This window comes from Mixta calida (assembly GCF_002953215.1).
Classification (GTDB): domain Bacteria; phylum Pseudomonadota; class Gammaproteobacteria; order Enterobacterales; family Enterobacteriaceae; genus Mixta; species Mixta calida.
This window is the reverse complement of sequence record NZ_CP026378.1, coordinates 4,240,232-4,266,774: the sequence shown is the minus strand read 5'-3', so window position 1 is coordinate 4,266,774 and position 26,543 is coordinate 4,240,232. Positions and strand designations below refer to the sequence as shown.

General features: G+C 56.1%; 27 protein-coding genes and 2 pseudogenes. 12 read left to right on the top strand and 17 right to left on the bottom strand.

What is annotated here, in order from left to right; all coding sequences use genetic code 11:
- Window positions 1-24 precede the first annotated feature (24 nt).
- From radC to mutM, 4 genes are all read left to right on the top strand, one after another.
- Window positions 25-675 (top strand): RadC family protein, encoded by a 651-nt coding sequence (gene radC, locus C2E16_RS20285; protein ID WP_084969894.1) that lies wholly within the window; start codon window positions 25-27, stop codon window positions 673-675.
- 238 nt (window positions 676-913) lie between these two features.
- Window positions 914-1,150, top strand: a complete 237-nt coding sequence (gene rpmB, locus C2E16_RS20280; RefSeq protein WP_038629143.1) for a 50S ribosomal protein L28 — start codon at window positions 914-916, stop codon at window positions 1,148-1,150.
- Window positions 1,151-1,161: 11 nt separating this feature from the next.
- Window positions 1,162-1,329: a 50S ribosomal protein L33 gene (gene rpmG / locus C2E16_RS20275; protein ID WP_013094893.1), complete on the top strand. Its 168-nt coding sequence runs from the start codon at window positions 1,162-1,164 to the stop codon at window positions 1,327-1,329.
- 76 nt (window positions 1,330-1,405) lie between these two features.
- Window positions 1,406-2,215, top strand: a complete 810-nt coding sequence (gene mutM / locus C2E16_RS20270; RefSeq protein ID WP_038629136.1) for a bifunctional DNA-formamidopyrimidine glycosylase/DNA-(apurinic or apyrimidinic site) lyase — start codon at window positions 1,406-1,408, stop codon at window positions 2,213-2,215.
- Between the two features lie 56 nt (window positions 2,216-2,271).
- Here mutM and coaD read toward each other — a convergent pair whose 3' ends face one another.
- The 8 genes and pseudogenes from coaD to C2E16_RS20230 all read right to left on the bottom strand — a co-directional run bounded on the left by coaD (window position 2,272) and on the right by C2E16_RS20230 (window position 10,464).
- Window positions 2,272-2,754, bottom strand: a complete 483-nt coding sequence (gene coaD, locus C2E16_RS20265) for a pantetheine-phosphate adenylyltransferase (protein WP_038629134.1) — start codon at window positions 2,752-2,754, stop codon at window positions 2,272-2,274.
- Window positions 2,751-3,530, bottom strand: coding sequence for a glycosyltransferase family 2 protein (locus C2E16_RS20260; RefSeq protein ID WP_038629131.1), 780 nt, complete (start codon window positions 3,528-3,530; stop codon window positions 2,751-2,753). The genes coaD and C2E16_RS20260 overlap by 4 nt, the downstream gene beginning before the upstream one ends.
- Window positions 3,531-4,805 carry a lipid IV(A) 3-deoxy-D-manno-octulosonic acid transferase gene (gene waaA / locus C2E16_RS20255; RefSeq protein ID WP_038629129.1) on the bottom strand — a complete coding sequence of 425 codons (1,275 nt, stop codon included), beginning with the start codon at window positions 4,803-4,805 and terminating at the stop codon, window positions 3,531-3,533.
- Between the two features lie 80 nt (window positions 4,806-4,885).
- Window positions 4,886-6,030, bottom strand: a pseudogene (locus C2E16_RS20250) (glycosyltransferase family 4 protein).
- Window positions 6,023-7,099 carry a putative lipopolysaccharide heptosyltransferase III gene (rfaQ, locus tag C2E16_RS20245; protein WP_038629125.1) on the bottom strand — a complete coding sequence of 359 codons (1,077 nt, stop codon included), beginning with the start codon at window positions 7,097-7,099 and terminating at the stop codon, window positions 6,023-6,025. The pseudogene C2E16_RS20250 and the gene rfaQ overlap by 8 nt, the downstream one beginning before the upstream one ends.
- 93 nt (window positions 7,100-7,192) lie before the next feature.
- Window positions 7,193-8,194, bottom strand: coding sequence for a glycosyltransferase (locus C2E16_RS20240; protein ID WP_071883721.1), 1,002 nt, complete (start codon window positions 8,192-8,194; stop codon window positions 7,193-7,195).
- A 1-nt stretch (window position 8,195) separates the two neighbouring features.
- Window positions 8,196-9,296: a glycosyltransferase family 9 protein gene (locus tag C2E16_RS20235; protein WP_038629123.1), complete on the bottom strand. Its 1,101-nt coding sequence runs from the start codon at window positions 9,294-9,296 to the stop codon at window positions 8,196-8,198.
- A gap of 82 nt (window positions 9,297-9,378) precedes the next feature.
- Window positions 9,379-10,464, bottom strand: coding sequence for a glycosyltransferase (locus C2E16_RS20230; protein WP_084969895.1), 1,086 nt, complete (start codon window positions 10,462-10,464; stop codon window positions 9,379-9,381).
- Between the two features lie 326 nt (window positions 10,465-10,790).
- On the opposite strand from C2E16_RS20230, the pseudogene C2E16_RS20225 reads away from it, so the two are divergent.
- Both C2E16_RS20225 and C2E16_RS20220 read left to right on the top strand, forming a co-directional pair.
- Window positions 10,791-11,749, top strand: a pseudogene (locus C2E16_RS20225) (polysaccharide deacetylase family protein).
- Window positions 11,750-11,781: 32 nt separating this feature from the next.
- Window positions 11,782-13,029: an O-antigen ligase family protein gene (locus C2E16_RS20220; protein WP_167401682.1), complete on the top strand. Its 1,248-nt coding sequence runs from the start codon at window positions 11,782-11,784 to the stop codon at window positions 13,027-13,029.
- 14 nt (window positions 13,030-13,043) lie between these two features.
- On the opposite strand, the gene C2E16_RS20215 is transcribed toward C2E16_RS20220, so the two are convergent.
- Genes C2E16_RS20215 through rfaD form a run of 5 tightly spaced genes read right to left on the bottom strand, consistent with a single transcriptional unit; the run spans window position 13,044 to window position 16,943 of the window.
- Window positions 13,044-13,691: a hypothetical protein gene (locus tag C2E16_RS20215; RefSeq protein ID WP_257152244.1), complete on the bottom strand. Its 648-nt coding sequence runs from the start codon at window positions 13,689-13,691 to the stop codon at window positions 13,044-13,046.
- The gene (locus tag C2E16_RS21275) at window positions 13,691-13,963 is read right to left on the bottom strand and encodes a glycosyltransferase family 2 protein (protein ID WP_257152243.1); all 273 of its coding nucleotides are present in this window, start codon (window positions 13,961-13,963) and stop codon (window positions 13,691-13,693) included. The genes C2E16_RS20215 and C2E16_RS21275 overlap by 1 nt, the downstream gene beginning before the upstream one ends.
- A 2-nt stretch (window positions 13,964-13,965) precedes the next feature.
- Entirely contained in the window at window positions 13,966-14,943 is a 978-nt protein-coding gene (rfaC, locus tag C2E16_RS20210) for a lipopolysaccharide heptosyltransferase RfaC (protein WP_038629115.1), read from the bottom strand.
- Complete coding sequence (gene rfaF, locus C2E16_RS20205) at window positions 14,940-15,989, bottom strand: ADP-heptose--LPS heptosyltransferase RfaF (RefSeq protein ID WP_038629113.1); 1,050 nt, start codon at window positions 15,987-15,989, stop codon at window positions 14,940-14,942. The genes rfaC and rfaF overlap by 4 nt, the downstream gene beginning before the upstream one ends.
- Before the next feature lie 21 nt (window positions 15,990-16,010).
- A complete protein-coding gene (rfaD, locus tag C2E16_RS20200) occupies window positions 16,011-16,943 on the bottom strand; it encodes an ADP-glyceromanno-heptose 6-epimerase (RefSeq protein WP_038629111.1) in 933 nt (310 codons plus the stop codon).
- Between the two features lie 228 nt (window positions 16,944-17,171).
- Here rfaD and kbl point away from each other — a divergent pair, with 228 nt between their 5' ends.
- Together kbl and tdh are read left to right on the top strand one after the other, a co-directional pair.
- Window positions 17,172-18,368, top strand: a complete 1,197-nt coding sequence (gene kbl / locus C2E16_RS20195) for a glycine C-acetyltransferase (RefSeq protein ID WP_084969897.1) — start codon at window positions 17,172-17,174, stop codon at window positions 18,366-18,368.
- An 11-nt stretch (window positions 18,369-18,379) separates the two neighbouring features.
- Window positions 18,380-19,408, top strand: coding sequence for an L-threonine 3-dehydrogenase (gene tdh / locus C2E16_RS20190; protein ID WP_038629104.1), 1,029 nt, complete (start codon window positions 18,380-18,382; stop codon window positions 19,406-19,408).
- A gap of 52 nt (window positions 19,409-19,460) precedes the next feature.
- On the opposite strand, the gene C2E16_RS20185 is transcribed toward tdh, so the two are convergent.
- From C2E16_RS20185 to envC, 4 genes are all read right to left on the bottom strand, one after another.
- On the bottom strand, window positions 19,461-20,372 hold the full coding sequence (locus tag C2E16_RS20185) for a hypothetical protein (RefSeq protein ID WP_038629102.1): 912 nt from the start codon (window positions 20,370-20,372) through the stop codon (window positions 19,461-19,463).
- On the bottom strand, window positions 20,365-21,597 hold the full coding sequence (locus C2E16_RS20180; RefSeq protein WP_084969898.1) for a glycosyltransferase: 1,233 nt from the start codon (window positions 21,595-21,597) through the stop codon (window positions 20,365-20,367). The genes C2E16_RS20185 and C2E16_RS20180 overlap by 8 nt, the downstream gene beginning before the upstream one ends.
- 85 nt (window positions 21,598-21,682) lie before the next feature.
- The gene (locus C2E16_RS20175; protein ID WP_038629097.1) at window positions 21,683-22,597 is read right to left on the bottom strand and encodes a divergent polysaccharide deacetylase family protein; all 915 of its coding nucleotides are present in this window, start codon (window positions 22,595-22,597) and stop codon (window positions 21,683-21,685) included.
- A gap of 2 nt (window positions 22,598-22,599) precedes the next feature.
- Window positions 22,600-23,907, bottom strand: coding sequence for a murein hydrolase activator EnvC (gene envC / locus C2E16_RS20170; RefSeq protein WP_038629095.1), 1,308 nt, complete (start codon window positions 23,905-23,907; stop codon window positions 22,600-22,602).
- A gap of 334 nt (window positions 23,908-24,241) precedes the next feature.
- On the opposite strand from envC, the gene C2E16_RS20165 reads away from it, so the two are divergent.
- Genes C2E16_RS20165 through gpsA form a run of 4 tightly spaced genes read left to right on the top strand, consistent with a single transcriptional unit; the run spans window position 24,242 to window position 26,474 of the window.
- On the top strand, window positions 24,242-24,673 hold the full coding sequence (locus C2E16_RS20165; RefSeq protein ID WP_038629093.1) for a rhodanese-like domain-containing protein: 432 nt from the start codon (window positions 24,242-24,244) through the stop codon (window positions 24,671-24,673).
- A gap of 18 nt (window positions 24,674-24,691) precedes the next feature.
- Window positions 24,692-24,943, top strand: a complete 252-nt coding sequence (gene grxC / locus C2E16_RS20160) for a glutaredoxin 3 (RefSeq protein WP_038629091.1) — start codon at window positions 24,692-24,694, stop codon at window positions 24,941-24,943.
- A gap of 50 nt (window positions 24,944-24,993) precedes the next feature.
- A complete protein-coding gene (gene secB, locus C2E16_RS20155; RefSeq protein ID WP_038629089.1) occupies window positions 24,994-25,455 on the top strand; it encodes a protein-export chaperone SecB in 462 nt (153 codons plus the stop codon).
- A complete protein-coding gene (gpsA, locus tag C2E16_RS20150; protein ID WP_038629087.1) occupies window positions 25,455-26,474 on the top strand; it encodes an NAD(P)H-dependent glycerol-3-phosphate dehydrogenase in 1,020 nt (339 codons plus the stop codon). The genes secB and gpsA overlap by 1 nt, the downstream gene beginning before the upstream one ends.
- The last annotated feature ends 69 nt before the right edge of the window (window positions 26,475-26,543 follow it).

Here is a 26,543-nt window from a genome sequence, read left to right as displayed (position 1 = left end):
CTAACATGCCGAGCGGAGACGAACGTGTTAAAACCTCGCGAAAAGCTGCATAAGCTGGGCGCGTCGGCGCTAAGCGACGCCGAGCTGCTGGCGATTTTTCTACGCACCGGCGCCTGCGGCAAACCGGTAATGGCGTTGGCGGATGAGCTGCTGCAGGCGTTCGGTTCGCTTTATCACTTAATGAGCGCTGATAAAAGCGCGTTCAGCGTGATAAAAGGCGTAGGCGACGCCAAGCTGGCGCAGCTGCATGCGGTGGCGGAACTGGCGCGCCGTTTTTTCAGCGCGCAGATGATGCTGGAAAACGCGCTGGAAAGCCCGCAGGTGACACGGCGTTATTTGCAAAGCGTGCTGGCTCATCAGGAGCGGGAAATCTTTATGGCCCTTTTTCTCGATAATCAGCACCGTGTATTAGAGGCGCAGCAGATGTTTTCCGGCAGCATCGCCAGCGTGGAGGTGCATCCGCGTGAAATCGTGCGCGCGGCGCTTAAGCTTAATGCGGCGGCGCTGATCCTGGCGCATAATCACCCCTCCGGCTGCGCCGAGCCGAGCGCCGCCGACCGCGATATTACCCAGCAGATCCGCCAGGCCTGCCAGCTGATGAACATTCGTCTGCTTGACCATCTGGTCATTGGAAAGGGCGAATACGTTTCTTTTGCCGAAAGAGGCTGGCTGTAAGAAGAAAAACGGCTCTTTTCTGTACAGTTTCAGCGATCCCCTGGGATCTTTATCTGTTCGGGACTTGAGCGCTGGCGCGACAAGGCGTATACTACGCCACCTTTGAGAATCTCGGGTTTGGCGTTTAGGCCTGCTCAGCGGGTTCGCATGGAACTCGCCTGGATGGGCTACAAGCCTGACGAGGCGGCCAAAACCTAATTTTTAAAGCTCGAGCTGATTTGATTTTTGGAGAATTGACATGTCACGAGTCTGCCAAGTAACTGGCAAGCGTCCGGTGACCGGTAACAACCGTTCCCACGCAATGAACGCGACGAAACGCCGTTTCCTGCCGAACCTGCACTCTCACCGTTTCTGGGTTGAGAGCGAGAAGCGTTTCGTTACTCTGCGCGTATCTGCTAAAGGTATGCGTGTAATTGACAAGAAGGGCATTGATACGGTTCTGGCCGATCTGCGTGCCCGTGGTGAGAAGTACTAAGGAACTGAATCATGGCTAAAGGTATTCGTGAGAAGATCAAGCTGGTTTCCTCTGCTGGTACAGGTCACTTCTATACCACCACGAAGAACAAACGTACTAAGCCGGAAAAACTGGAACTGAAAAAGTTCGATCCGGTTGTGCGTCAGCATGTGATGTACAAAGAAGCTAAAATTAAATAATTGCGGCTTCCATGAAAAACCCGGCTCCGGCCGGGTTTTTTGTTTTTTATGAAACCGTAAAACGTGAGGAGCTGCCATGCCTGAATTACCTGAGGTAGAAACCAGCCGTCGCGGCATTGAACCGCACCTGGTGGGAGAGACGATTCTGCACGCGGTGGTACGTAATCCGCGCCTGCGCTGGCCCGTTTCTCAGGAGATTCACGCCCTGAGCGATCAGCCGGTGCTGAGCGTCCAGCGGCGCGCGAAATATCTGCTGCTGGAGCTGCCGAAGGGGTGGATCATCATTCATCTGGGCATGTCAGGCAGCCTGCGCGTACTGTCGGAAGAGATCCCGGCGGCGAAACACGATCATGTCGATCTGGTGATGAGCAACGGCAAAGTGCTGCGCTACACCGATCCGCGTCGTTTCGGCGCCTGGCTATGGAGCAGCGACCTGCAGGGCAGCAATGTGCTGGCGCATCTTGGGCCGGAGCCGCTTAGCGAGCAGTTTAATACGGATTATCTGTTTGAAAAATCGCGCGGCAAGCGTACCGCCGTAAAACCCTGGCTGATGGATAATAAGCTGGTGGTTGGCGTGGGCAATATCTACGCCAGCGAGTCGCTTTTCGCCGCTGGGATCCTGCCCGATCGTCCGGCGATGTCGCTGACGCATGAAGAGGCTGCGCTGTTGGTGAAAACCATCAAGGCGGTGCTGCTGCGCTCTATTGAGCAGGGCGGTACGACGCTGCGAGACTTTCTGCAAAGCGACGGCAAGCCGGGCTATTTTGCTCAGGAGCTGCAGGTGTATGGTCGCGCCGGAGAGCCCTGTCGCGCGTGCGGCGCGCCGATTGAAAGCGCGAAGCATGGACAGCGCAGCACCTTTTTTTGCCGCAGTTGCCAGAAGTAGCGATTAAATTGGCTTCGTCTATAGCCTCAGAATACGTGCCTTTCTGAGGCTGCGCTTTATGCGGACAGCTTCGCCAGCAGCGCCTGGTAAATAGGCTCAGGCAGGAAAGCTTCTACTTCTCCCCCATGGCGCGCCACCTCTTTCACCAGCGAAGAAGAAACAAAGGAATACTTTTCCGCAGGCATTAAGAACACGCTTTCCAGCGAGGGGAGCAAGTGCCGGTTCATGTGCGCCAACTGTAGCTCATACTCGAAATCTGATACCGCGCGCAGACCGCGAACCAGCACGTTCGCCTGACGATCGCGGGCGAAATTAGCCATCAGATCGCTAAAACCGACCACTTCCACATTGGCTAAATGCGCCGTCGCCTGCTGCGCCAGCGCCACGCGCTCGTTCAGGCTGAACATCGGCTTCTTACCTGGGCTGGCGGCGATAGCCAGAATCACTTCGTCAAACATCACCGCGGCGCGGCTTAAAATATCCAGATGACCGTTGGTCAGCGGATCGAAGGTGCCGGGGTAGATAGCTCTGGTACTCATGATTTGCCTCCGGTAGCTGACTGACCGAGCGCCCACAGCGCCGCGTACTTATTAAAAGTATATTGCGCATTCACCATCGCCAGTATCCAGCCCTGTCGGCCGTCAAGAAAGCCAGCGCGCAGCAGCAGCGTTTTGCAGAACGCGCCCAGCGTATGGCTGAAGATGGAGAAAACGCCGCAGCGTTTACCCTGCTGATGGCGCTGCTGCGCCCAGGCTTCGGCATAGGCGAGTTGCTTGCGCTGAAAAGCGGAGAAATCGCGACAGGTGAGGTGTTGAAGATGGCCCGGCAGCGCAATCACCTGCGCCGTGCCGGTTTCCAGCGATTCATGCACCTGATTATCGTTATAGCGGTAGGTATGCGGATAGAGACGCACCACGCGATCCGGGTACCAACCGCTGTGCCGCATAAAGCGGCCGAGAAACAGATTGAGCCGTCCCAGGCTGTAAACCTTATCCGCCTGCGGCGTGCCGTTCAGCACCTGCTCAATCGCGGCGCGAAGTTCCGGCGTGACCCGCTCGTCCGCATCGATCATCAAAATCATATCGCCGCTGGCATGCGCCTGGGCCTGCTGGCGCTGTTTGCCATAGCCCGGCCAGGAGTGAGACTGAAACACTTTCGCGCCATATCGCTGCGCAATGGAGAGCGTGGCGTCCTCACTGCCGGAATCGAGCAGAATAATCTCGTCGGCCCAGCTGACGGAGTCCAGGCAGTCGGGCAACAGCTCAGCTTCATTCCTGGCGATCATCACGACTGACAGACGTTGGCGTTCGGTCATTTAATGATTCCGTGGCGGAAGGTAAGGTTCAAGCAGCTGAAGCAGACGTTGCAACGCGCCCTGGTTCTGATGAAGCACCTCAACGGCGTGGCGGCCGTGATAGCGTCGATAGTCATCATCCACCAGCAGGTTACCGATTTCATGCACCAGCGAGGCAGTGTCCGTCACGGTAATCAGGCCGTCGGCCTGCTTCAGTTTGCTGCAGATATCTTTGAAGTTGAAGGTATGCGGGCCCATCAGCACCGGAATCGCGTGCGCGGCCGGCTCCAGCGGATTATGACCGCCGCGCTCCACCAGACTGCCGCCGACGAACGCCAGATCGGCGATGCCGTAGAGCAGCATCAGTTCGCCCATGGTATCGCCGATCACTACCTGGGTGCTGCTGGATGGAATTTCGCCGCTGCTGCGCAGCGTATAGCTGAAGCCGCTTTTCTGCGTCATTTCACGGGCGTCTTCAAAACGTTCAGGATGGCGCGGCACCAGAATCAGCAGCAGGTCGGGGAAGTGCGCCAGCAGACGGCGATGCGCCTCCAGCATAATGCTCTCTTCGCCTTCATGGGTGCTGGTGGCGATCCAGACCGGGCGGCGCGGCGCCCACTGACGACGCAGCGTTACCGCGCGCGCCGCCAGCTCAGGCGTCACGGAAATATCGAATTTCAGGCTGCCGGTGATCGCCAGCTGGGAGCGCTTCAGGCCCAGCTCGACGAAGCGCGCGCCATCCTCCTCATTCTGCGCGGCGATAAGCGTGATGCGCTGCAACAGCTGACGCATAAATTTACCCAGCTTTTTATAGCCTTTCGCCGAGCGCGCCGACAGCCGCGCGTTGGCGATAACCAGCGGCACCTGCCGATCGTGCAGCGCTTTGATGAAGTTGGGCCACAGCTCGGTTTCCATAATGATCACCAGTCTGGGATCGACCGTATTCAGAAAACGGTTAATGGCATCGGGCAGGTCGTAGGGCAGGTAGACGTGATGCACATCTTTGCCGAAAGCGGACTGGGCGCGCTCCGATCCGGTCGGCGTCATGGTGGTGACGGTGATTGGCAGCGTAGGATAGCGGTGACGTAACGCCCGCACCAGCGGCACCGCCGCCAGCGTTTCCCCAACGGAAACCGAATGCAGCAGGATTCCGCCTGGGCTTACTTTGCCGACGCAAAAACCGTAGCGTTCCGCCCAGCGCTTACGATAGGCAGGCGCTTTGCGGCCGCGCAGCCAGAGGCGCAGCCAAATCAGAGGCTGTATAAGGTAAAGCAGGGCGGTGTAAATCGTCGTCATACCGATCTTTACGACACTTATGCGTCAAACCTAAGCAAAATATGCGGAATGCGGCATGTTAGCAGATAACTCTCCTGCACTCATCTATCTTCCGCCGCGCCTGAAAGTAGCTGTTGATAAAGGGAATGTAACTCCGCGCCCAGCCGCTGCGGGGTATAAGGCATAATTCTGGCGCGCGCCGCCTCGCCCATCGACGACTCCTGCACTTTAGCGGGAATGTTCTGCACTGCTTCATGCAACGCCTTGATATCCAGCGCATCGCAGACAAACCCCTGCTGCCCCTCCACAATAAATTCCGCGCCGCCGCAGCCGGTGCTGGTGATCACCGGCAGGCCGCAAGCCATCGCCTCCAGCACCACGTTGGGAAGGGATCGTATAGCGTTGGCAGAATTAAGCCGTCGGCGGCGTGATAAAACGGCTGCACATCCTGCTGTACGCCCACGAAACGTAGACGATCGAGGCAGTTAAGCTGATTGGCCAGCTGCTGATAACGCGACTGATGTTTATCCTGACCCACCACGATCAGATAGCGATCGCTATTAGCGATCGCCTGAATCGCCGCCTTCAGACCTTTACGCTCAAAGCCTGAACCGACGTAAATCAGCGCGACCGCCTGCTCCGGTATCGCGAGCTGCCGCCGCGTCGCATGGCGCGTGGCTTCTGTCGCTGGCTGGAAGCGTTGTGAATCGATAGCGTTATAGATCACGGTGATGCGATCATCCGCCAGATTGAAGCAGCGGATAATATCCTGCTTCACCATCTCCGAATTACAGATCACTTTCTTTAGCGCGGCGGAGTGAAACATCTCCTCTTCCGCCCGCAGTACATAGCGATGCCAGGGGCTGAGCGAGGCGCTGAGACGCTGCATCGGTGAAACGATGCGCGCGCGTTGCTCCAGCCAGACGCGATGTACGCCGTCGCCGGCGCGAAAAATATCGCAGCCGGCGATGCGTTCATGGCTCTGAACGATGTCGAATTTCTCGCGCTCCCAGCAGGCGCGCGCCGCCGCGGCAAACCCGCGCTCGCGCGACACGCGGCTCCATTTTGGCGGGTTGCAGATATGCAGATGCCAGTCTGGTTTCGGCGTGCCCTGCCAGCTGCGGGTGATGATATTCAGATCGAGCCGCTCGTTGTTCAGCGCTTCCAGCGCGCGTGAAATAAAGCGCTCGGCCCCGCCGTCGGGACGGTATTTTTGGCGCACAATCGCCAGGCGGATATTACGCATCCAGATAACTCCTCGCGGCGGCGGCCACATCGTCAACCGGGATGGCGCTTAAATAGCGCTGCTCGGTTTTCGTATCGATAGAATCGGGCGTCGGCAGCGGGCCGTAATCGCCTGCCCAAATGACCCGGTTACGGGCGCCCCACGGACGCCACTGCTGTAGTTTGGTCGGGCCGAACAGCGCCACGCAGGGCGTTTGCAGCGCCGCTGCCATATGCATCGGCGCCGAGTCGACGCCGATAAACAGCCGCGCATGATCGATAAGCGCCGCCAGCTGCGTCAGGCTGAGCTGCCCGGCAATAGTGGCAACCTGCGGGTTACTACAGAGCGAAAGAATATGCTCAATCATCGCCAGCTCTTTACGGTCCGGGGCGGCGGTTAGCACGATATGCTGGCCGGGCTGATTAAGCCGATCGATTAAGGCGGCGACCTTATCGTCGTCCCAGCATTTAAATGTCCAGCGCGAGGTGGGCTGAATCACAATATAAGGGCCGGTAACGCCTTGCTTCTGAAGCTGTTGTTCGGCGGCCAGCCAGTCTTCATTCGCGTAATACATCGTAACGGGCGCATTCTCCATCGGCACATCAAGCGGCGAGAGCGCCAGCAGATTTTGTTCGACGGTATGCAGCTGACTAAAATTCGCCGTTGAAACCAGGTGATTATGGCAGGCGCGCCAGAAATGGCTGTCGCGCTTGTTATAGGCGAAACCGATGCGCTCCGGCGCGCCGGTAAGTTTAGTTATCAGCGCGCTGCGCCACTGATCGGCCAGATTAATCACCAGGTCGTAATGACTGTCCCGAATGGCGTTCACCAGCGCCAGCTCATGCTTTAGCTGACGCCAGACGCCCTGCTTTTTCCATTTCCGATCGATCAGATGCAGCCGACGAATCGCGGGATGCGCCTGTAACATCGGACGCGTTTCCTGATAGAGCAACACATCGATCGCGGCGCCGGGATAGCGCTGATGCAGCGCATTGATAACCGGCGTGGTCAACAACATATCGCCGTGATGACGTAGTTTGATCACCAGAATATTGCGTGGTGTAAAAGATGCAGGGATCTGACTTGCCATACAAAACCTGTCTCAGAAAGAAGTGAGCCGATTTTAGGTCAAAGCCGCCAGGGGGAAAAGCGTCGCATGCCGCTTCTTCCCGGCTTTGCCCGGTTAGCGCTGACGCCAGCGGTAAAGGCGGCTCAGCCAAAGCAGCAGCTGATACCACTGTTTCACGCCGCGCGCGTTGCGCAGCATACGACGATGGGTTTGCGTCGAGAAGATATCGGCGATAATTGCCTGACGCGCATCGGCTTCCGGCTCGCGCCGCACCGCATGACAGACGCTAAGCGCCTCGTGCGTAATCTGATAGTGAAACTGCGGATAGATTTTCACTTTGCCGCGGTAGCGCTGATTTATCTCTTCCAGCATCCGCGCAATTTTCAGGTAGTGACGCTGATACTCTACGTTGCGCTGCCCGGTGCGTTTACGGTTGCTGATCGATTGATCGTGAACGTGATAGCGATAGAGCGGGGTGTCGGTGTAGCGCACCCGGCGCGCGTTCAGCATAAATTCGGTGGTCCAGGGAATATCCTGATGATGCAGGCCCGGTTCAAACATCAGTTCGTGAGATTTGATCACGGATAAACGGTAAATGCCCATCCAGACGACATGCAGATAGCGCCGGGTCGCCAGCGCCTTGCTCAGCCAGGCGGCGCCGTCCAGCACGCCGGTTGAGGTCAGCCTGTCGTGCGGGATCAGCGTTCTGACGCGCTGGCTGCCGGTATAAAAACATTCCGCGTTGCACTGGGCCGCATCGAGATCGTCCTGTTCCGCCATCCCGACCAGCGTCTGATAGATCTCAGGCGACAGCGTATCGTCGGCGTCCGGGAAGGTGACATATTTGCCGCGCGCGACCGTCAGGCCTGCATTGCGCGCCCGTGAAACGCCGCCGTTCTGCTGGTTGATGACGCTGATATGCGCGTAACGCGCGGCATAGTCCGCCGCGCGCTCGGCGCTGCCGTCCGTCGAGCCATCGTTAACGATAATGACTTCAAGATCGGTAAAAGTTTGCGCCAGAAGCGACGCCATAAACGTATCGAACATACTGCCGGCGTTATACATCGGAATGATAACGCTCAGTAAAGGAGAAGCGGTGTCAGCGTGTTGTGTCATGTTAATGGGGCTTGGTTTGGCGCAGCCGTTCCGGCTGGCGTGCGGCAATAAAATCGTGAATATCGTCGAGTTTGCGGCTATCCAGTGCGTAAAGCTGCTCTGCGGGATGATGGAACTGATAAAGCGCGGCGAATACAAACGATGAAGGCGCAATATGGTCCGGTCCAATCAACAGCACATCACCTAGAGGCCGTTGTTCTTCAACACAGCAGGGGCCGTAAATTAAAATAACCGGTACGCCGACAGCGTCGGCGATATAAACGTTGCCGGAATCGGAAGCAACGTAAAAATCCATCATGCTGATAGCATGCGGCAAGCCTTCCAGCGGAATGTTGCCAATCATACTGATAATATTTTCACGTTCCCCTGTGAGTTTATACAGATCCTGCAAGCGATCCATTTCCGAAGGCGCGCCAAATACATAAAACAGACAGGGCAGGTCGGCCAGCCGATCAAACAGATCTTTCCAGATGGCTGGGGGAATGGTTTTCGCCTGATTACCTGCGGAGATGCTTAAACCGATCTTAATCCCATCCTGGCGTTGTAGTGCGGCGGGAACGGGGGCCAGGGGATAAAGCGGACGGGTGGCGTGCTTTGGGTAACTCTCTTTGGTCAGCTGCGGATCCGCCAGCTTGAGGTAATTTTCCAGCGTCAGTGTATTCTTCTCATGCTGCACAACGCCGCTGGCCGTCCAGTAGAACAGCGCCTGATACCACTTGCGGCGGTAGTTGGAAAGGAACTGCTTATTGCTGGCGTTACAGCAGGCCGCATAGAACAAATTGACGTTATTAGGATGCAGTAGGTAGACGTTGTCGTAGCGGTTCATCAGCTGCAGCGCAAGACGAATTTTCGCCAGCAGGCCGGATTTATAATCTTCGATATACCAGATGTGTTGCAGCGTATCGTCATGCCGTGCCAGCGGCGCGACGGTACGGCTCAGCAGCGCATCGCTGCGTTGCAAATGCGCCAGCAGCGGCGTGATATTAATAAAATCGCCGATCTTGGCGGTCTGGATCACCAGGTTGCGCCCTTCCTTCTTACGGAAAAGCTTTCTTACCCACTTTAGCGGCAGTAGTAAGATAAAAATAAAAATATAGTTCACACCGTTTCCTCAGCGGTCTGGCAACGGGGCAAAGCATAACCATCCCCTGCAAAAAGTATTATTCCATTGTTGCGCATGGTAATCAGCGCTCAATCAACGCGAGGTAGCGCTGACAGATGGCCTCAATATGGTAGGCCGAAAGATCGAGCTGATGAAGTTCGGGGGGCTGATGATAAATGTCCTTTATTTTTTCCGCCAGTGATTCACTGGACATTTCCGCCAGTCCGCGCGCCAGTTCACCTTGTAGAATCGTTTCCGGGCCGCCGGGACAGCGAGTGCTGACCACCGGCGTCTGGCAGAACAATGCTTCAACCAGTACGTTCCCAAAGCCTTCGCTGTCTGAGCTGACGATCAGCATACGTGCATGGTTTATCCATGCATAGGGATTATGGGTAAAACCTTTGAAAATTACGCGGTCGGCAATGCCCAGTTCGTCAGCTAACGCTTTCAGCGCGGCGATACGCGCGGCATCGCCCTGGCCTATCAGCACCAGCGGCGCTTGCAATCCGCTGCGTGCATAGGCCTGGAGCAGGCGATCGTGGCGCTTGGTTGGATGGAAACGGCCTACGTGCAACAGATAGTCCTGACCAGACAGCTCACACGCTTCGCTGGCCTGCTGTAAAATCAGTTCAGCGTCGAACGGATTGAAGATGACCGCTTCGCGCGCCGGCTGGATGCTGTAGTGCTGCTTCAAATCGTCAATAACGAACTGCGACACCCCGATAACGTTGCGATTTTGGTAAACCCGGCGGGTTTTTTGAATCTTCAGCCAGCGGGAAAAGCCTTTGCGTCGCGCCAGATAAGACGCGGAGAAAACGCCGTGCAGGCAGTACCAGGTTTTTGCCGGGTCGAGATGTCGACAGCGACTCACGATTCGGTCCGTTTTATGCAGATGGGAAATGATTAAATCAAACGCGCCGCTCTGCTGCTCGGCTTTGATAATGGCGCGATCCAACTGACACGCGCGACGCTGTAGCTCTGTGAGCTTACGCCACGGTTTGCGGCAGCGATCCTGAAGCACCTGATAGTCCAGCCCTGCCGGAAGTGGGTAATCGCATACGCTGCGTAATGAGAACAGCGAAACGCGATGCCCCAGCGACAACAGCCCCTTCGCCAGCGTCAGCACTACCTTTTCTGCGCCGCCTCCAGGTAAGCCATCAATGATCATCAAGATACGCCTGGACAATGTTTAAATCCTTATGTGTGCAGCAAGGCCACTGGCAAAAGTGTAAAAGCTATTTTGTTGGGAATTAAGTTTTTTATCGCTTTTAATATCGATAAGGCTGTGTGCCGGACCTTTCCTTTTTCATCGGCGTCGCGCTTCACGACATCCGGTAAACGAAACGGGCAACGCCTGTATAAGAGCTTAATCAAGCGAAGCTTAGTTTGCCATGAAAAGTAAAAGAAGGAGATTTATCGGAATGAAATTATTTTGCCCTTAAGAAAGCGCCTGCGTAACATACCGGCGACATCCAGTGGAGCGTTGGAAAGAAGATGAATAAACCGGCTTTTCTCATCACAATTGATACTGAAGGCGACAATCTGTGGCGCAATCGCCGTACCATCACTACCCGCAATACGCTTTTTTTGCCGCGTTTTCAGGCGCTCTGTGAAAAATATGGCTTTAAACCGACCTGGTTGACTAACTATGAGATGGCCAGCGATCCTGCCTATGTCGAGTTCGCTCGAGATGTTATTGCACGCGGTCAGGGGAGGTTGGCATGCATCTGCACGCCTGGAACAGCCCGCCGGAAGCGCCGCTGACGGATGATGACTGGCGCTGGCAGCCTTATCTGATTGAATACCCAGATAATCTGCTGCGTGAAAAAGTTAAATTTATGACCGATCTCCTGGAGGAAACCTTCCAGACGAAAATGCTGAGCCATCGTGCCGGACGCTGGGCCTTTGATGAGCGTTACGCGACGGTGCTGCGCGAGCTGGGCTATCAGGTCGATTGCTCGGTGACGCCGCGGGTAAGCTGGCGCAATTCGCCTGGCGCGCCGCAGGGAAAGGGCGGAACAGACTATACGCATTTCCCGCATCACGCCTATTTTCTTGATCCAAAAGATATCTCGCGCAGCGGCGATTCGGGATTGCTGGAAGTACCGATGAGCATTCAGTACAAGCACACCGCATTGATGAATCGCCTGAAGCAGGGCTACGATCGCCTGCGCGGTAAAAAACGCGGGCCTTCCGTTCACTGGCTACGGCCTTCAGGCGGCAACCTGGCTGCGATGAAGCGCGTGGCGGAGATGAGCCTGGCGGAAGGCAATGATTATGTCGAGTTTATGCTTCACTCCTCAGAATTTATGCCGGACGGCAGCCCGACCTTTAAAAACGAAGCGGATATTGAAAGACTGTACCAGGATTTAGAGGCGCTGTTTAGCTGGCTGCAAACACGTACGCAGGGCATGACGCTGGCGGAATATTATCAATACTTTCAGGCACGATAAAAATGAACAGGGATATCTCTTACCCAGGCTGGATGAATAGCGCGCTGATCAAAACTCATTGGCGCAACGCGCTTTATCTTTTAGCGCTGACGGCGGTATTGCTGGCCGTTATGTTTACCTTTATCCATGAAAAGACGGCGAAGGTTGCTTTTTACTGGGCTTTTTATTTTTCCCTTTTAGGGATTATTACCCACTTGCGTCCTGTTAATCGTCGCCATTTTTGGCTGGCAGGATGGTTGGCGTTACTGGGCTGTAGTAAAGTCGTTTGGTTTTACTGGGATTATCTGGGACAACCCCATTTTGACCCTTATAATGATTATCTGAACGCGGGTAAACGTCTGCTAATCGCGGCCGTAATCGGTTATTACCTGTTTAGTCAGCAGGAAAGATTGCCTCAGCTAACTCGCCGTATGGTTGAATGGGGATTGATTGTCGCGTTTGTCGGCGCAACGGTCTACGGTTTTTACCAATATACAAATGGTGCCCGGCGCGTTGAGTTTGCGCTCGATCGCGCTACGCTTTCCGCCTATGGTTATGCGATGTTGGCTGCGGCAACGCTGTTTATGCTGGCAGCAAAAAGACATAGCGCCAGCCAGCTGTTGTTATGCCTTGGCGTATTTGTCATCGCCTGGTTTATTATCATCCAGACGGGCACTCGCAATATGATCGCCGCGTTTCCCTTAATTATCTTTTTCGTTGGGCTGCTACGCTTTCGTCATTTAGGCTGGAAAGCTGCGCTGGGCATTTTAACCGCTATCGTTTTATTAATCGCCGCGTGCTATAAACCGATGATTAAGCCCAGAATCGATGCTTCAATGGCGGAGCTCACGCGATATGAACAGGCGGAGGGGAATAAAAGCGGTTCGTTGACCAGCCGGCTGGCGATGTGGAATATTGGCGCCGCCTGCTTCGCAGCGAATCCGTTGGGAATGAATATGGAGCAGCGAACGGCTTGGTTTAAGCATTATGTGAAGGAAAACCACCGTGACGCCAGCGCCTTAGAGTTTGTTTCGATTCATTTGCACAATGAATTGCTCGACAGCGCAACGCTACAGGGCATTCCAGGAATGGTGATCGTGTTGGCATTTTATTTAGCGCTAATACTCAGAGCGCTGCGTAAAAATAATGCGTTGCTGCTTTCCGTTATGCTGGTGACCGTGGTAAGCGGCCTGACAGACGTGTTATTTATCAGCCGTGAAATCACTATCTGTATTTCGCTTCTGCTGATCTTATGTGTGATGTGGAAAAGCCCTGTCGCGGCGTCTTCGCCTCAGCCATAATAGTTTACAGGCGGCTAGTTTAGCCGCCTTAGCTTCAGCATCTTACGTTTATAGCTGACCCGTATCTTCCCATTAAGCAGGAATGCCCACAGGCTCTGCTGGTGGATACGCTTTTTAACCTGTTCCCATACCCCCTGCTTTTTCAGTTCGGTGCTATGCCGATTAACGATATCCAGCCAGTGGCAGGTAATCAGAGCCTGAAAACGTGTCGGCAATACCTCATCCATATGCTGTGTCGCAGCCAGCAAGCAGACAATTTTTTCGGGCTGCATAGTGGTTGAGAGACTGGCAGCATGCTTTCTGTAGAGATAAAAGCCGCAGGTTGAATAAAGGATTTTTTCGCTTTTGGTCAGCAGTAACGGAAAAAGCCAGGCATCCTCGTAGCAGATGAAAGAGGGGAAGGGGTTTTCCTGCAGCAAATGGCGACGGAAGTATTGACCGATAAAATGCGCCTGGAAATCACGATGGATCAAAAAACGCGTAATCGCCTCATCCCGCGCTAAAACGACAGGCGTTCCAGCATGCCAGGGGGGGACAGGGTTCATATCAGCGCTGCGTTTTTCGATAATTTTGCTTAAATAGATATCCGGTCTCTGTGCTTCCAGCTGAGGCAGATGATCGGCTATAGCGCCAGGTAACACTTTGTCATCGCCATCGACCATTAAAATATAATCCCCCGCGCCTGCGCAACGGCGTGGTTGCGAACCTGACCAATATTGCGCAGCCAGGTTTGTTGATGTCGGGTCTGGGGATAAACGGCGGCGAAACGCTCAATAATCGCCTGCGTATCATCTTCTGAAGCATCGTTAACAAGAATGATCTCGCAGCTGGATAATGTGTTACCTGCCGAGGCGACGATGCTGTCGAGCGTATCCTGTAACCAGGTTGCGCAGTTATGAGCGGTAACAATAATACTCAGACGAGGCGGCATCATTATTACGCTTCCGTGCTTAATAATAGCTGTAACACAGCATTGACCTGAGCTGCGCTGATGGTTGCCATATCACCCTTTTCCGACGCGCGCAGCGCCTGCTGATTCAACCCATAGCCGCCAATCAAACCGGGATCGGTTGGGCCGTAAAGCGTAATGTTTGGCCGGTCGAGCGCTGCGGTCAGGTGGCTCAGGCCGGTATCCACTGAGACTACTGCTTTCGCGCCCGCCAGCGTTTGGGCGACCTGCTCCAGCGTCAGTTTTGGCAGGACATCAACGTGAGTGAAACCGGCCGCCAAACGCTGGGCGCGCTGATGCTCATGTTCTGCGCCCCAGGGAAGTTTAATGCGCAGGCCGCCAGGTTCAAGCAGCGAAATCAGCTCGCGCCAGTGACTTTCCGGCCAGTGCTTGTTGTCGCGCGTCGTGGCATGCAGGAAAACGAGGTAGCGACCGGCGTCCGCAGGCGGACGGGCGAGAAAATGCGACGCGATGGCGTAATCGCCCTGCGTTTGCGGCTTCTGATAGCCCAGGCTTTTGGCAAACAGCTCACGGGTACGTTCTACCGCATGTTGCTGTTTATTGATCTCATGACGTTTGTCATACCACCAGCTGGCGAACGGCTCGCGCGCGCTGCGGCTATCCTGACCATGTTTAACGCCCTTAGCCAGGCGTGTCACCAGCGCGGCGCTTTTAATCAGCCCCTGCGCGTCGATCACCACATCATATTCACGTGACTGCAAAGCCTGTTTGAAACGCAGACGCTCTTCACGCTGCTGACTGCCAAACCAGTGCTTGCGCCAGCGACGAATCGCCACCGGCAGAACGCGATCCACCGCCGGATGCCACGACGGGATTTGCGCAAAGTTTTCTTCAACCACCCAGTCGAAGCGAATCGTGGGGATCGCGCGCATTGCGTCGGTTAAAGCCGGCAGTGTATGAAGGACATCGCCCATGGAGGACGTTTTTACGATCAATACCTTCATATATGCTCCCGCTGGCCCAGCAGGGCGTGCAGTTCTTCCATTACGCGCGTTGGCTGAATATCGATCAGGCTTTGATGATAACCCTGCTCCGCATCCCCTTTACGCACTTTATGGTAGCCGGTAATCAGGCGAATAACGCGCGCACGCTGTGACAGCGGCGGGGTGAAGTCAGGACTGCTGGGGCCGTAAAGCGCGACCAGCGGCCGATCGAGCGCGGCAGCGATATGCATCAGGCCGGAATCGTTGGTGACTACCGCGTCGCAGTGCGCTAACAGAATCACCGCCTGTTCCAGTTGGGTTTCGCCCGCCAGATTGCGGCAGTGGAGGCGGTCCGTCTCGCTCAGCGTCTGGCGAATTTCTTCGCCGGTAGCATGATCTTTAGCGGAGCCAAACAGCACCACCTGATAACCCGCCGCGATCAACTGCTGCGCCAGCGTCGCATAGTGATAGTGCGGCCAGCGCTTGGCCGGGCCGAACTCCGCACCGGGACAGAAGCCGATAAGCGGTCGGTCGGCGGTCAGCGCGAACTGCGCAGCGGTATCGATTTTTTCCTGTTCCTCAACCTGCAAACGTGGCCACAGTAAGGGTTGCGGCAGATCGCGCGCGCTGCGGATGCGCGTTTTGTCGTATGCCAGCGCCACATAGCGCTCGACCATCAGGGGAAAAGCGGGTTTATCCAGCACGCGCAGATCGTTCAGCAGGCCGTAGCGCATCTCGCCGCGCCAGCCGGTACGCAGTGGAATGCCGGCAAAGAAGGGTACCAGCGCCGATTTAAACGAGCCGGGCAACACCCAGGCCCGCTGATAGTTTTTCTGACGCAGCGCTTTTCCCAGGCGATAACGTTCGCCCAATGCCAGCGCGCCGTGTCCCAGCGGCATCGCCAGCGCTTCGTTGACTTCCGGCATGCGCGACAACAGAGGGCGGCACCAGGCTGGTGCCATCACATCAATCACGGCATCAGGATGCTCGGCCTTCAGCGTGCGATAGAGACTTTGCGACATCATCATATCGCCGACCCAGGAAGGGCCGATTACCAGTATCTTCATGCCGGTACGTCTTCCTTTTCGTTATGCGTCGCGGTTCAGCCAGGCCATATAATCAGCCACGCCTTCGGCCACGGTTTTAAACGGTTTGTCGTAGCCTGCGGCGCGCAGTTTGGTGAGATCCGCTTTGGTATAAGCCTGGTAGCGGCCTTTCAGCTTATCCGGGAACGGAATGTATTCGATCTGACCTTTCTGATGATAAGCCAGCGCCGCATCCGCTACCGCCTGGAAAGATTCCGCACGGCCGGTGCCGCAGTTGAAGATGCCGGAAACGCCGTTTTTCCAGAACCACAGGTTGACCGCCGCGACGTCGCTGACGTGGATGAAGTCGCGTTTGAAGTTATCGCTGCCTTCAAATAGCTTAGGGTTCTCGCCGTTATTCAGCTGCGTGTTCAGATGGAAAGCGACGCTCGCCATGCTGCCTTTATGACCTTCCCGCGGTCCATAAACGTTGAAATAGCGGAAGCCGCACACCTGCGAGTTCGCTTCCGGCAGTATCTGACGCACATAGTGATCGAACAGCATTTTTGAGTAGCCGTAAACGTTCAGCGGCTGCTCGTAGGCGCGTTCTTCGATGAAGTTATCGTTGCGTCCGCCGTAGGTGGCGGCGGAAGAGGCGTACAGGAACGGGATTTCGCGCTCAAGGCAGAAATGCAGCAGCTCTTTGGAGTACTGATAGTTATTGTCCATCATGTACTTGCCGTCCCACTCCGTCGTTGCGGAGCAGGCGCCTTCATGAAACACCGCTTCAATATCGCCCAGATCGTCGCCCGCCATCACGCTGGCGATGAAGTCTTCTTTATCCATGTAATCGGTGATGTCGAGATCGACCAGATTGACGAACTTGGTGCCATCTTTCAGGTTGTCCACCACCAGGATATCGGTAATGCCTTGTTCATTCAGAGCTTTGACAATATTGCTGCCGATCATGCCGGCGCCGCCAGTCACAATAATCATGTGCTTAACCTTAAACAGTGAGGCGGAACAGGGGGTTCCGCGCCTAATTACCCATTATCATAACATTTCATCGGCGTGCAGGCAGCCAGAGGAGTCCGTAACGGAATGTAACTAACCAGGCAGGCGTGATATATGCTGCAAAATTGACATTCTGTTGCGCCGATTATCGTTTGACCGGCGGCCGTTCAGTATGATGTGCCGACTCTAAGACGGTAACGGAGAATAAAAATGCCTGCAGATTTTTATCGTCAAATCAATGAACAGCTGGCAGTGACGCAGCAGGAAGGCCTGTTTAAACAGGAACGTATCATCACCTCGGCGCAACAGGCCGATATCCGCATCGGCGCGGGCCAGGACGTGATCAACTTCTGCGCCAATAACTACCTGGGACTGGCCAACCATCCGGCGCTGGTGCTGGCGGCGAAGCAGGGCATGGATAGCCACGGTTTCGGCATGGCTTCGGTGCGTTTTATCTGCGGCACGCAGGATATCCATAAACAGCTGGAGCAGCGCCTGGCCGATTTTCTCGGCATGGAAGACGCCATTCTCTATTCTTCCTGCTTCGACGCCAATGGCGGCCTGTTTGAAACGCTGCTGGGGCCGGAGGATGCGGTCATTTCCGATGCGTTGAATCACGCCTCCATCATTGACGGCGTTCGCCTTTGCAAGGCGCGCCGTTACCGCTACGCCAATAACGATATGGCGGAGCTGCGTGCGCGGCTGGAAGAGGCGCGCGCGGCCGATGCGCGTCATATCCTTATCGCTACCGACGGCGTCTTTTCTATGGATGGCGTGATCGCCAATTTGCAGGGCATTTGCGATTTGGCTGACGAGTTTGACGCGCTGGTGATGGTGGATGATTCCCATGCGGTCGGTTTCGTCGGCGCCGGTGGGCGCGGCACTCATGAATACTGCGGCGTGATGGGGCGCGTCGACATCATTACCGGCACGCTGGGCAAGGCGCTGGGCGGCGCCTCCGGCGGCTATACGGCGGCGAAAAAAGAGGTGGTGGAGTGGCTGCGTCAGCGTTCCCGTCCTTATCTGTTCTCTAACTCGCTGGCGCCCGCTATCGTCAGCGCGTCGCTGCGGGTGCTGGATCTGCTGAGCGAAGGCGACGGGCTGCGGCAGCGCCTGTGGGAGAACGCACGTTATTTCCGCGAGGCGATGACAAAGGCGGGCTTTACGCTGGCCGGCGCCGATCACGCCATTATTCCGGTGATGTTGGGAGAAGCGAAGGTGGCGCAGGAGTTTGCGCGTTTATTGCAGAACGAAGGCATTTACGTCACCGGCTTTTTTTATCCGGTGGTGCCGAAAGGGCAAGCGCGCATCCGCACGCAAATTTCAGCGGGGCATACGCATCAGCAGCTTGAACGGGCGGTGGATGCGTTTACGCGTATTGGCAAACAGCTGGGCGTGATTGCCTGAGGGGTACGGTCATGAAAGCACTTGCAAAACTCAAGGCGACGGAAGGCATCTGGATGGTAACGGATGCGCCGATCCCTGAACCTGGCCATAACGATTTACTGATTAAAATCCGTAAAACCGCTATCTGCGGCACCGATATTCATATTTACAATTGGGATGAGTGGTCGCGGAAAACCATCCCGGTTCCGATGATTGTCGGCCATGAATATGTGGGCGAAGTGGTGGCGATGGGGCAGGAGGTGAAGGGCTTCTCTGTCGGCGATCGCGTCTCCGGCGAAGGGCATATCACCTGCGGCCACTGTCGTAATTGTCGTGCCGGACGCACCCATCTTTGTCGCAATACTGTCGGCGTCGGTGTAAACCGACAGGGTTGCTTCGCCGAATATCTGGTTATCCCTGCCTTTAACGCCTTTAAGATCCCGGAAAATATCTCTGATGAGCTGGCGGCCATTTTCGATCCCTTCGGCAACGCGGTGCATACCGCGCTCTCGTTCGATCTGGTCGGTGAAGATGTGCTGATTACCGGCGCGGGGCCGATCGGTATTATGGCCGCGGCGGTCTGTAAACATGTAGGCGCACGCCACGTGGTGATTACCGATGTGAATGCTTACCGCCTTGAGCTGGCGCGTCAGATGGGCGTAACGCGTGCCGTCGACGTCAGTCGTGAATCGCTGTCACAGGTGATGAGCGAGTTGGGCATGACCGAAGGCTTTGATGTCGGTCTGGAAATGTCGGGCGCGCCGCCGGCGTTCCGCGCGATGCTGGAGGCGATGAATCACGGCGGCCGCATTGCGCTGCTGGGCATTCCGCCGTCAGATATGGCGATTGACTGGAATCAGGTAATTTTCAAGGGTCTGTTTATCAAAGGGATCTATGGACGAGAGATGTTTGAAACCTGGTATAAGATGGCGGCGCTGATTCAGTCAGGGCTCGACCTGACGCCGATCATTACTCATCGCTATCATATCGATGCGTTTCAGCAGGGCTTCGACGAGATGCGGTCCGGCCGTTCAGGCAAGGTCGTACTGAGCTGGGATTAACTCTGCTGTATTTTTACCCGCAACGCAACGGACGTTGCGGGCTGTAGAACGTTTACTGCTTTTTCTTCTCGGCGTCGGTCAGGTACCGCACTTTACGCGTGTAGTCCTGGCCTTTAAACAGCAGCGGAGCATCAGCGGACTGGAGGTATTTCTGCCACTCCGATAGCGGAAAGCCGCCATGAGCGCCGACCACCTCTTTTGGAATCACCGCCTCCTGGCCGCCAATCCGTTTGGAAACCGGCCAGTTCATCCATTCGCCAAGGTTGATGGTTTTGATATCCAGCATATCCAGCAGGGCGGCCAGCGGCAGCTGATCGGTCGGCGGCTGTGAATCATCCATCAGTTCCCATGTATCCTGAAACAGCGTCAGCCAGAGCGGGCAAATGCGTTTCCATGTCTGGCGCGTGGCTGCCAAAAATGCGCCGTTAACGTGATCGACCAGGAAAGGACGGATAGTGCGCGCATAGTAAGCAGGGCGCTTTTCCGGCGCGGCCTTATCCAGTTTGGCGATCATTTTCCCCTGACGGAAGCTGGAGTAAATGTGGCCTTCTTTCATGCGGATATCAGGCATCTGCAGCAGATTCAGATCGGAATCGATCATCAAAATGCCGTCAGTCTGTGCCTGCAACGGCGCCTGTAGCTTAATCAGGCGGCTGCGGTAGATTTGCTTATAGCGGTAATTTTCTTCACGCTGCGGCACATCCAGCGTGACCACACGGGTTTTTTCCGGCAATTGACGGAACAGCTCGGCGGGCTGGTCGCTGACGATCACGATCTCTTCAGCCTGCGTGGCGTAGCGAGCGGCGAACAGCGCGCTCAGTTCCGCTTCTTCAATAAAATCTGCGCCGGTACAGGGAATGACCACAGAGGTAACCGGCACCTCGCCCTGCACATCCGCCTGGGCGTAAGGGATATTATGGCGAGAAGTAATGTAACGGTATTGCGGATTAAGAAAGTTAAACATGCGGTAGGGGTTCCTTTGCCACGCTCTGCAGGAGCGCTTCGACGCCTGCGACATAATGTTCGATAGCGTAATGGGCTTTAACGTTGGCATTCGCCTGTGAAATCAGCTGCTGGCGCAGCGCGTTATTCTGACACAGCGCCTGCATATGCGCACAGAGACGCGCCGTATCGCCATAGTCAAACAGCAGGCCAGTGCGTCCGTCATCAATCAGTTCGGCGGTGCCCACGACGCGCGAGCCGATAACGGCGGTATTAACCAGCATCGCTTCCAGCACGACGCGCGGTAGGCCTTCGCTGCGTGACGCCAGCACAAAGACATCCATCGCCGCCAGGTAATCAAGCGCATTATTACGAAAGCCGGTGAAGATTACGCGATCGGCGATGCCTTCCCGCGCCGCCAGCAGTTGCAGATTTTCCCGTTCCGGACCGGCGCCGACCACCACCATATGCCAGTTTATCTGCGGACAGGCGCGACGGAAGGCGCTGAGCGCCTGTAACGTGTGATGCGTCGCCTTGCGCGCGATTAGCGAGCCGATACTGCCAAACAGGAAGCTGTCGGTCGGCAGGCCAAGCCGGGCACGCACGGTCACGCGATCGGGCAGCGGCTGATAAATATCAATCGCGTTGGATACCGTAAAGCAGCGTGCGGCATCGACGCCGTTAGCGCGCAGCGTCTGATTGACGCCGTGAGAAACGGCGATAATGGCGTCGACGCGCTGGTTGATCATCTTCACCAGCGCGGGATTCAGCTGCGGTTCGATACGGCAATGCTGCACCAGTCCAACAGGCAGATCTTTTACCGCCAGATAGCCTTCAACGTTGGTGCTGGGCTGGTTGTTCATATAAAGCGTGTGATAGCCGCCCTGTTGCAGCAGCGCGCGCAGACTGCGGGCATTCGGCTCCACGCGCCAGCGACGATCAACTGCATCCGTGGCGCGTTTTTTTAGCGGACGGCTGAAAAACAGCAGCGAACGCAGCAGCTCTTTCTGCAGCTTGGCAGAAAGCGGCTGCTTGCGTTGCGGAATAAAGATGACCGGAATGCCAAGCTCCGTCAGCACCGACTCAATAGTTTCACCTTCGCCGCGCTGATAGTTGTAATAAAAGCAGCAGGTAATATCGAAACGGTCGCGATCGATGCGCCTGAGCAGCTCCAGCATGCTGTTCGTGCCGCCGCCCCATTCTCTGCCGTTATCCAGTAACAGGATTTTTTGTCGAGGTTGCGTCATCGCGCTCTGTCCTTACGCTCACGGAAGGTGAAATATCAGGGCGGCATTATAGTGATTTACGGCCGCCCTGACGATGGGCAACCGATCAGAACAGGCTGCCTATTTTTTTCACCAGCGCGCTCTGCTGAATACTGTCGGCGATGACCGACAGCGCGCGCGTTGCCGGCACCGGCGCGACCGGTTGCGGCGTCTGACAAACGGCCAGGCCGCGGAACGGATTACGCGGCTTCGGCTTCGGCGTCGTGGGGGTTGACGGCGCAGGCGCAGGGCGATCGATTTGCGGCTCGTTCAGCAGCTGGCTGGGACGCACCAGCGTAATATCCGCGGGCAGGTTCGGCAGCATTTGCTGTAACACGCGCACGGTAGTGGGATGAGGATGGCCGATAGCGATCGCGGAACCGTTGCGCTGCGCCAGATGCACCGCGCGATTAAACTGCTTGCGGATCTCCGCTTCGTTCTGATTATCGTCAAGGAAAACGCGGCGCTTGATCACCTTCACCTGGGTGCCCGCCGCCGCGCGCGTCGCCTGGCTGTTGCCGATCGTCATGCTGTCGAGAAAGTAGAGATTGTAGTGATCCAGCACCTGCATGACTTTCACCATGCCCGGCAGGCTGGAGGTCATTTTGCTGCCCATATGGTTATTCATGCCCACGGCGCCGGGCACGTTCGCCACCGCGCTGCGGATAATGCGCGCGATTTCCTCCTGGCTCATTTCCGGTTGCAGCGTATCGCGCTCCAGCGGCTGCTTGCTAAGCGGCGCCATCGGAAGGTGGATTAGCACCTCGTGGCCGCGCTGGTGGGCTTTGGTGGCCATTTCATGCGCGTGCGGGGCGGTCGGCAGCACCGCGACCGAAATGGCGTTAGACATTTGCAGCACCTGGTTTTCCTGCTGCGGGCGGTAGCCGAAATCATCAATCACGATCGCCAGTTTGCCGGCGTTTGCCGAAGCGGCCAGCAGCAGGCCGCCCAGCGCGGCGGCAATTTTTTTTACTGAGAACAAAACTATCTTCCTAACCACGGGAGTGGGTTGACCGCCTGTCCCTGACGACGGATTTCAAAATAAAGCGACGGCGTACCGCGTCCGCCGCTGGTGCCGACCAGTGCAATCGGCTGCCCGGCTCTTACCTGATCGCCGGTGCTGACCAGCGCGCTCTGGTTATAGCCATAAAGACTCATATCGCCTTTACCATGCTCGACCACGACGACCAGCCCGTATCCCTGCAGCCAGTCGGCCATCAGCACGCGGCCGTCGGCGATCGCTTTGACTTCTGCGCCTTCGGGCGCGTCGATCACCAGGCCTTTCCAGCGTAGCTCGCCCTGCAGCGTTTCGCCGAAGCGATGTTCGATACGGCCACGCACCGGCCAGAATGCCTGTCCGCCAGGACGTCCTAAGCCGCCGGTGCGCGACATCAGCGAGCGTTCGCTTTCGGTCGGTTTATAGGTGGAGCCTTTCGCTTTCGCCTGCGCCTGACGTTTACGCACCTGTTCCGCCTCGCGCGCTTCACGTTCGGCGCGCGCTTTGGCTTCGCGCTCGGCGCGGGCGATTTTGTCCTGTAGCCGACTTTCGTTCTGGCGCATTTCTACCAGGTCGGCCTGGTCTTTCTCCAGCGCGTTTTCCAGCGTAGCCAGGGTTTTCTTGCGCGCGGCGCGCGCCTCTTCCAGACGCGCCTGCTGGGTTTGCTGCTCGCTAAGCAACGACTTTTGCTGGTTCTGCTTATTCAGTAGATCGGCCTTCTGCGCCGCAAGATCGCTGCGCGTTTGCTGTAATTGGCCGATGGTTTTCTGGCGCGCCTCGTTAAGGTAGCCGAAATAGGAAAGGATGCGTTCGTTGCGTTGGCTCTCTTCGCCGCTCAGCAGCAGCTGTAAGCCGCTGTGCTTACCCTGGCGGAAAGCGGCGTCAAGCTGCTGCGCCAGCAGCTTTTCCTGCTGAGCCTGCTGCTTTTGCAGCCGCTCAATAGAGCGGGTAAGGGCGTCGATATCTTTGTTCAGGCGCGTCAGCTGCTGCTGCGTCTGGCGCAGCTTGCGGCTGGCTTCGGCAATGACTTTTTCCTGGCTTTGCAGCTGATCCAGCAGCCTGCTGCGCTGCTCCTTCTGTAGACGGACGCTTTTTTCTTTTTCCGCAATGTCCTGCTGAATAGATTTCAGCTGGGATTTGCTGTCGTCCGCCGCGCCAGCATAAAGCGGCAACAGCAGCGCGCCAGCACATAACAGGCTGACGGAAAGCGCGGACAAACTGCTGCGTAACGGCGCGTAACAGGGCATAAAGTTACCTGGAGTCCATGTGTGTGAAACTGATGCTTTTTCCCTCATAAGGAACCGATTATTCCACGATGAATAGCGGCTTGCCAGCAATCGGCCGCGCTTTTCCGTTTCTGTTCATGTCAAAGCTGGCGCTTTAACCACGCAATATCTGTTAAAAACAGGCCGTTCGTTCTGTCAAAAGGACCTTAGCGGATAATTATGTGCTCTGCCGCCTCTTTTGCGCGTTTGGTTTCCTTCCGGTTTGCGCCACGGCAATTTTTTTCCTCTTTATGCCGCAGAAAACGACACTCTGCCCGCTTCACGACTGTACATGAGAAGTGGCGCAGGTATACTCAGAAACCTCATTTTCGCTTATTAACCCTGTCGGGAGTTGTTACCCCTCATGCAAGAAATTATGCAATTCGCAAGCAATCACCCCATTCTGTGTATGGCATGGGTCGTGTTGCTGGTTTTGGTAATCGTGACCACCTTTAAAGGCATGTTTTCCAAAGTTAAAACCATCAGCCGTGGGGAAGCCACACGCCTGATTAACAAGGAAGATGCGGTTGTCGTCGATATCCGCTCCCGCGATGAGTTTCGTAAAGGTCACATTTCCGGCGCGCATAATATTCTGGCGGCGGATATTAAAAAGGGCAGCTTCAGCGAACTGGAAAAGCATAAAGCCCAGCCCATAATTGTAGTTTGCGCGACGGGTAATTCCGCATTCGAATCCGCGGCTCAGCTGAGTGCGGCGGGTTTTGAACAGGTCAGCGTGCTGAAAGACGGCGTCGCAGGCTGGAGCAGTGAAAATCTGCCGCTGGTGCGCGGCAAATAACTTCATAAGGTGCTGAATATGGCTAACGTAGAGATTTATACCAAAGCAACCTGCCCTTATTGCCACCGGGCAAAAGCGCTGCTGACCCAGAAAGGCGTCGCTTTCGAGGAAATCCCGATTGACGGCGATGCGAACAAGCGCGAAGAGATGATCAAGCGCAGCGGCCGTACCACCGTACCGCAGATTTTTATCGATGCGCAGCACATTGGCGGCTGCGACGATCTTTACGCGCTGGACAGCCGCGGAGGGCTTGATCCTCTGCTGAAGTAATGGCCACTGGCGTACCGATGGATTTTTTTAACTAACAGGACTCAATAATAATGTCAGAACAAAACACCAGCGAAATGTCATTCCAGATCCAGCGTATCTATACGAAAGATATTTCTTTTGAAGCGCCTAACGCGCCGCAGGTTTTCCAGAAAGAGTGGGAGCCGGAAGTGAAACTGGATCTGGATACCGCATCCAGCCAGCTGGCCGAAGGCGTCTTTGAAGTTGTGCTGCGCGTGACCGTGACGGCGTCCGTCGGCACCGACACCGCTTTCCTGTGCGAAGTGCAGCAGGCGGGTATCTTCACTATCTCCGGTATTGAAGGCACCCAGATGGCGCACTGCCTCGGCGCCTATTGCCCGAACATTTTGTTCCCGTACGCCCGTGAGTGCATCACCAGTCTGGTTTCTCGCGGCACCTTCCCGCAGCTTAACCTTGCGCCGGTCAACTTCGATGCGCTGTTTATGAACTACCTGCAGCAGCAAGAAGGCGGCGAACCTCGTCAGGATGCCTGATGAATAAGCGTAACGCGTCAGTTACCGTGCTGGGTGCCGGATCTTACGGCACCGCATTGGCCATTACCTTAGCCCGCAACGGCCATCAGGTGCTGTTGTGGGGTCATAATCCTCAACATTTAGCGCAGCTGGAAGCCGATCGCTGCAACGCCGCTTTTCTGCCGGATGTGCCTTTCCCCGATACCCTTTCGACTGACCCCGATCTGGCCGACGCCGTCGCCGCCAGCCGCGATCTGTTGATTGTGGTGCCAAGCCATGTATTTGGCGAGGTGCTGGCCCAGATTAAGCCGCATCTGCGTCCCGATTCGCGCATCGTTTGGGCTACGAAAGGGCTTGAGCGTGAAACCGGTCGCCTGCTGCAGGATGTTGCGCGCGAAATCGTGGGCGATGCGCTGCCGCTGGCGGTCATTTCCGGTCCCACCTTCGCTAAGGAACTGGCCGCTGGCCTGCCGACCGCCATTGCGCTGGCCGCCACCGATCCGCAGTTCGCCGACGATCTGCAACAGCTGCTGCACTGTGGCAAAAGTTTCCGCGTTTACAACAACCCTGATTTTATCGGCGTACAGCTGGGCGGGGCGGTGAAAAACGTTATCGCTATCGGCGCTGGCATCTCAGACGGCATCGGCTTCGGCGCCAATGCCCGCACCGCGCTGATTACGCGTGGTCTGGCGGAGATGAGCCGTCTTGGCGAGGCGCTGGGCGCCGATCCTACCACCTTTATGGGCATGGCGGGGCTGGGCGATCTGGTGCTGACCTGCACTGATAACCAGTCGCGCAATCGTCGTTTCGGCATGATGTTGGGCCAGGGCGTTGATGTGGAAAGCGCGCAGGCGCAGATCGGACAGGTGGTCGAAGGCTATCGCAACACCAAAGAGGTGAAAGCGCTGGCGGCGCGCTACGGCGTCGAAATGCCAATAACCGAGCAAATTTATCAGGTATTGTATTGCGAAAAATCACCGCGCGAGGCAGCATTGAGTTTGCTGGGGCGTGCCCGTAAGGATGAAAACAGCAGTCGCTGAGGCGGAGTCCCGGCTGTCGTACCTGTGGCGTTCCGGGCTAACCGGACGCTATTTTTTTATCGGGAGAGA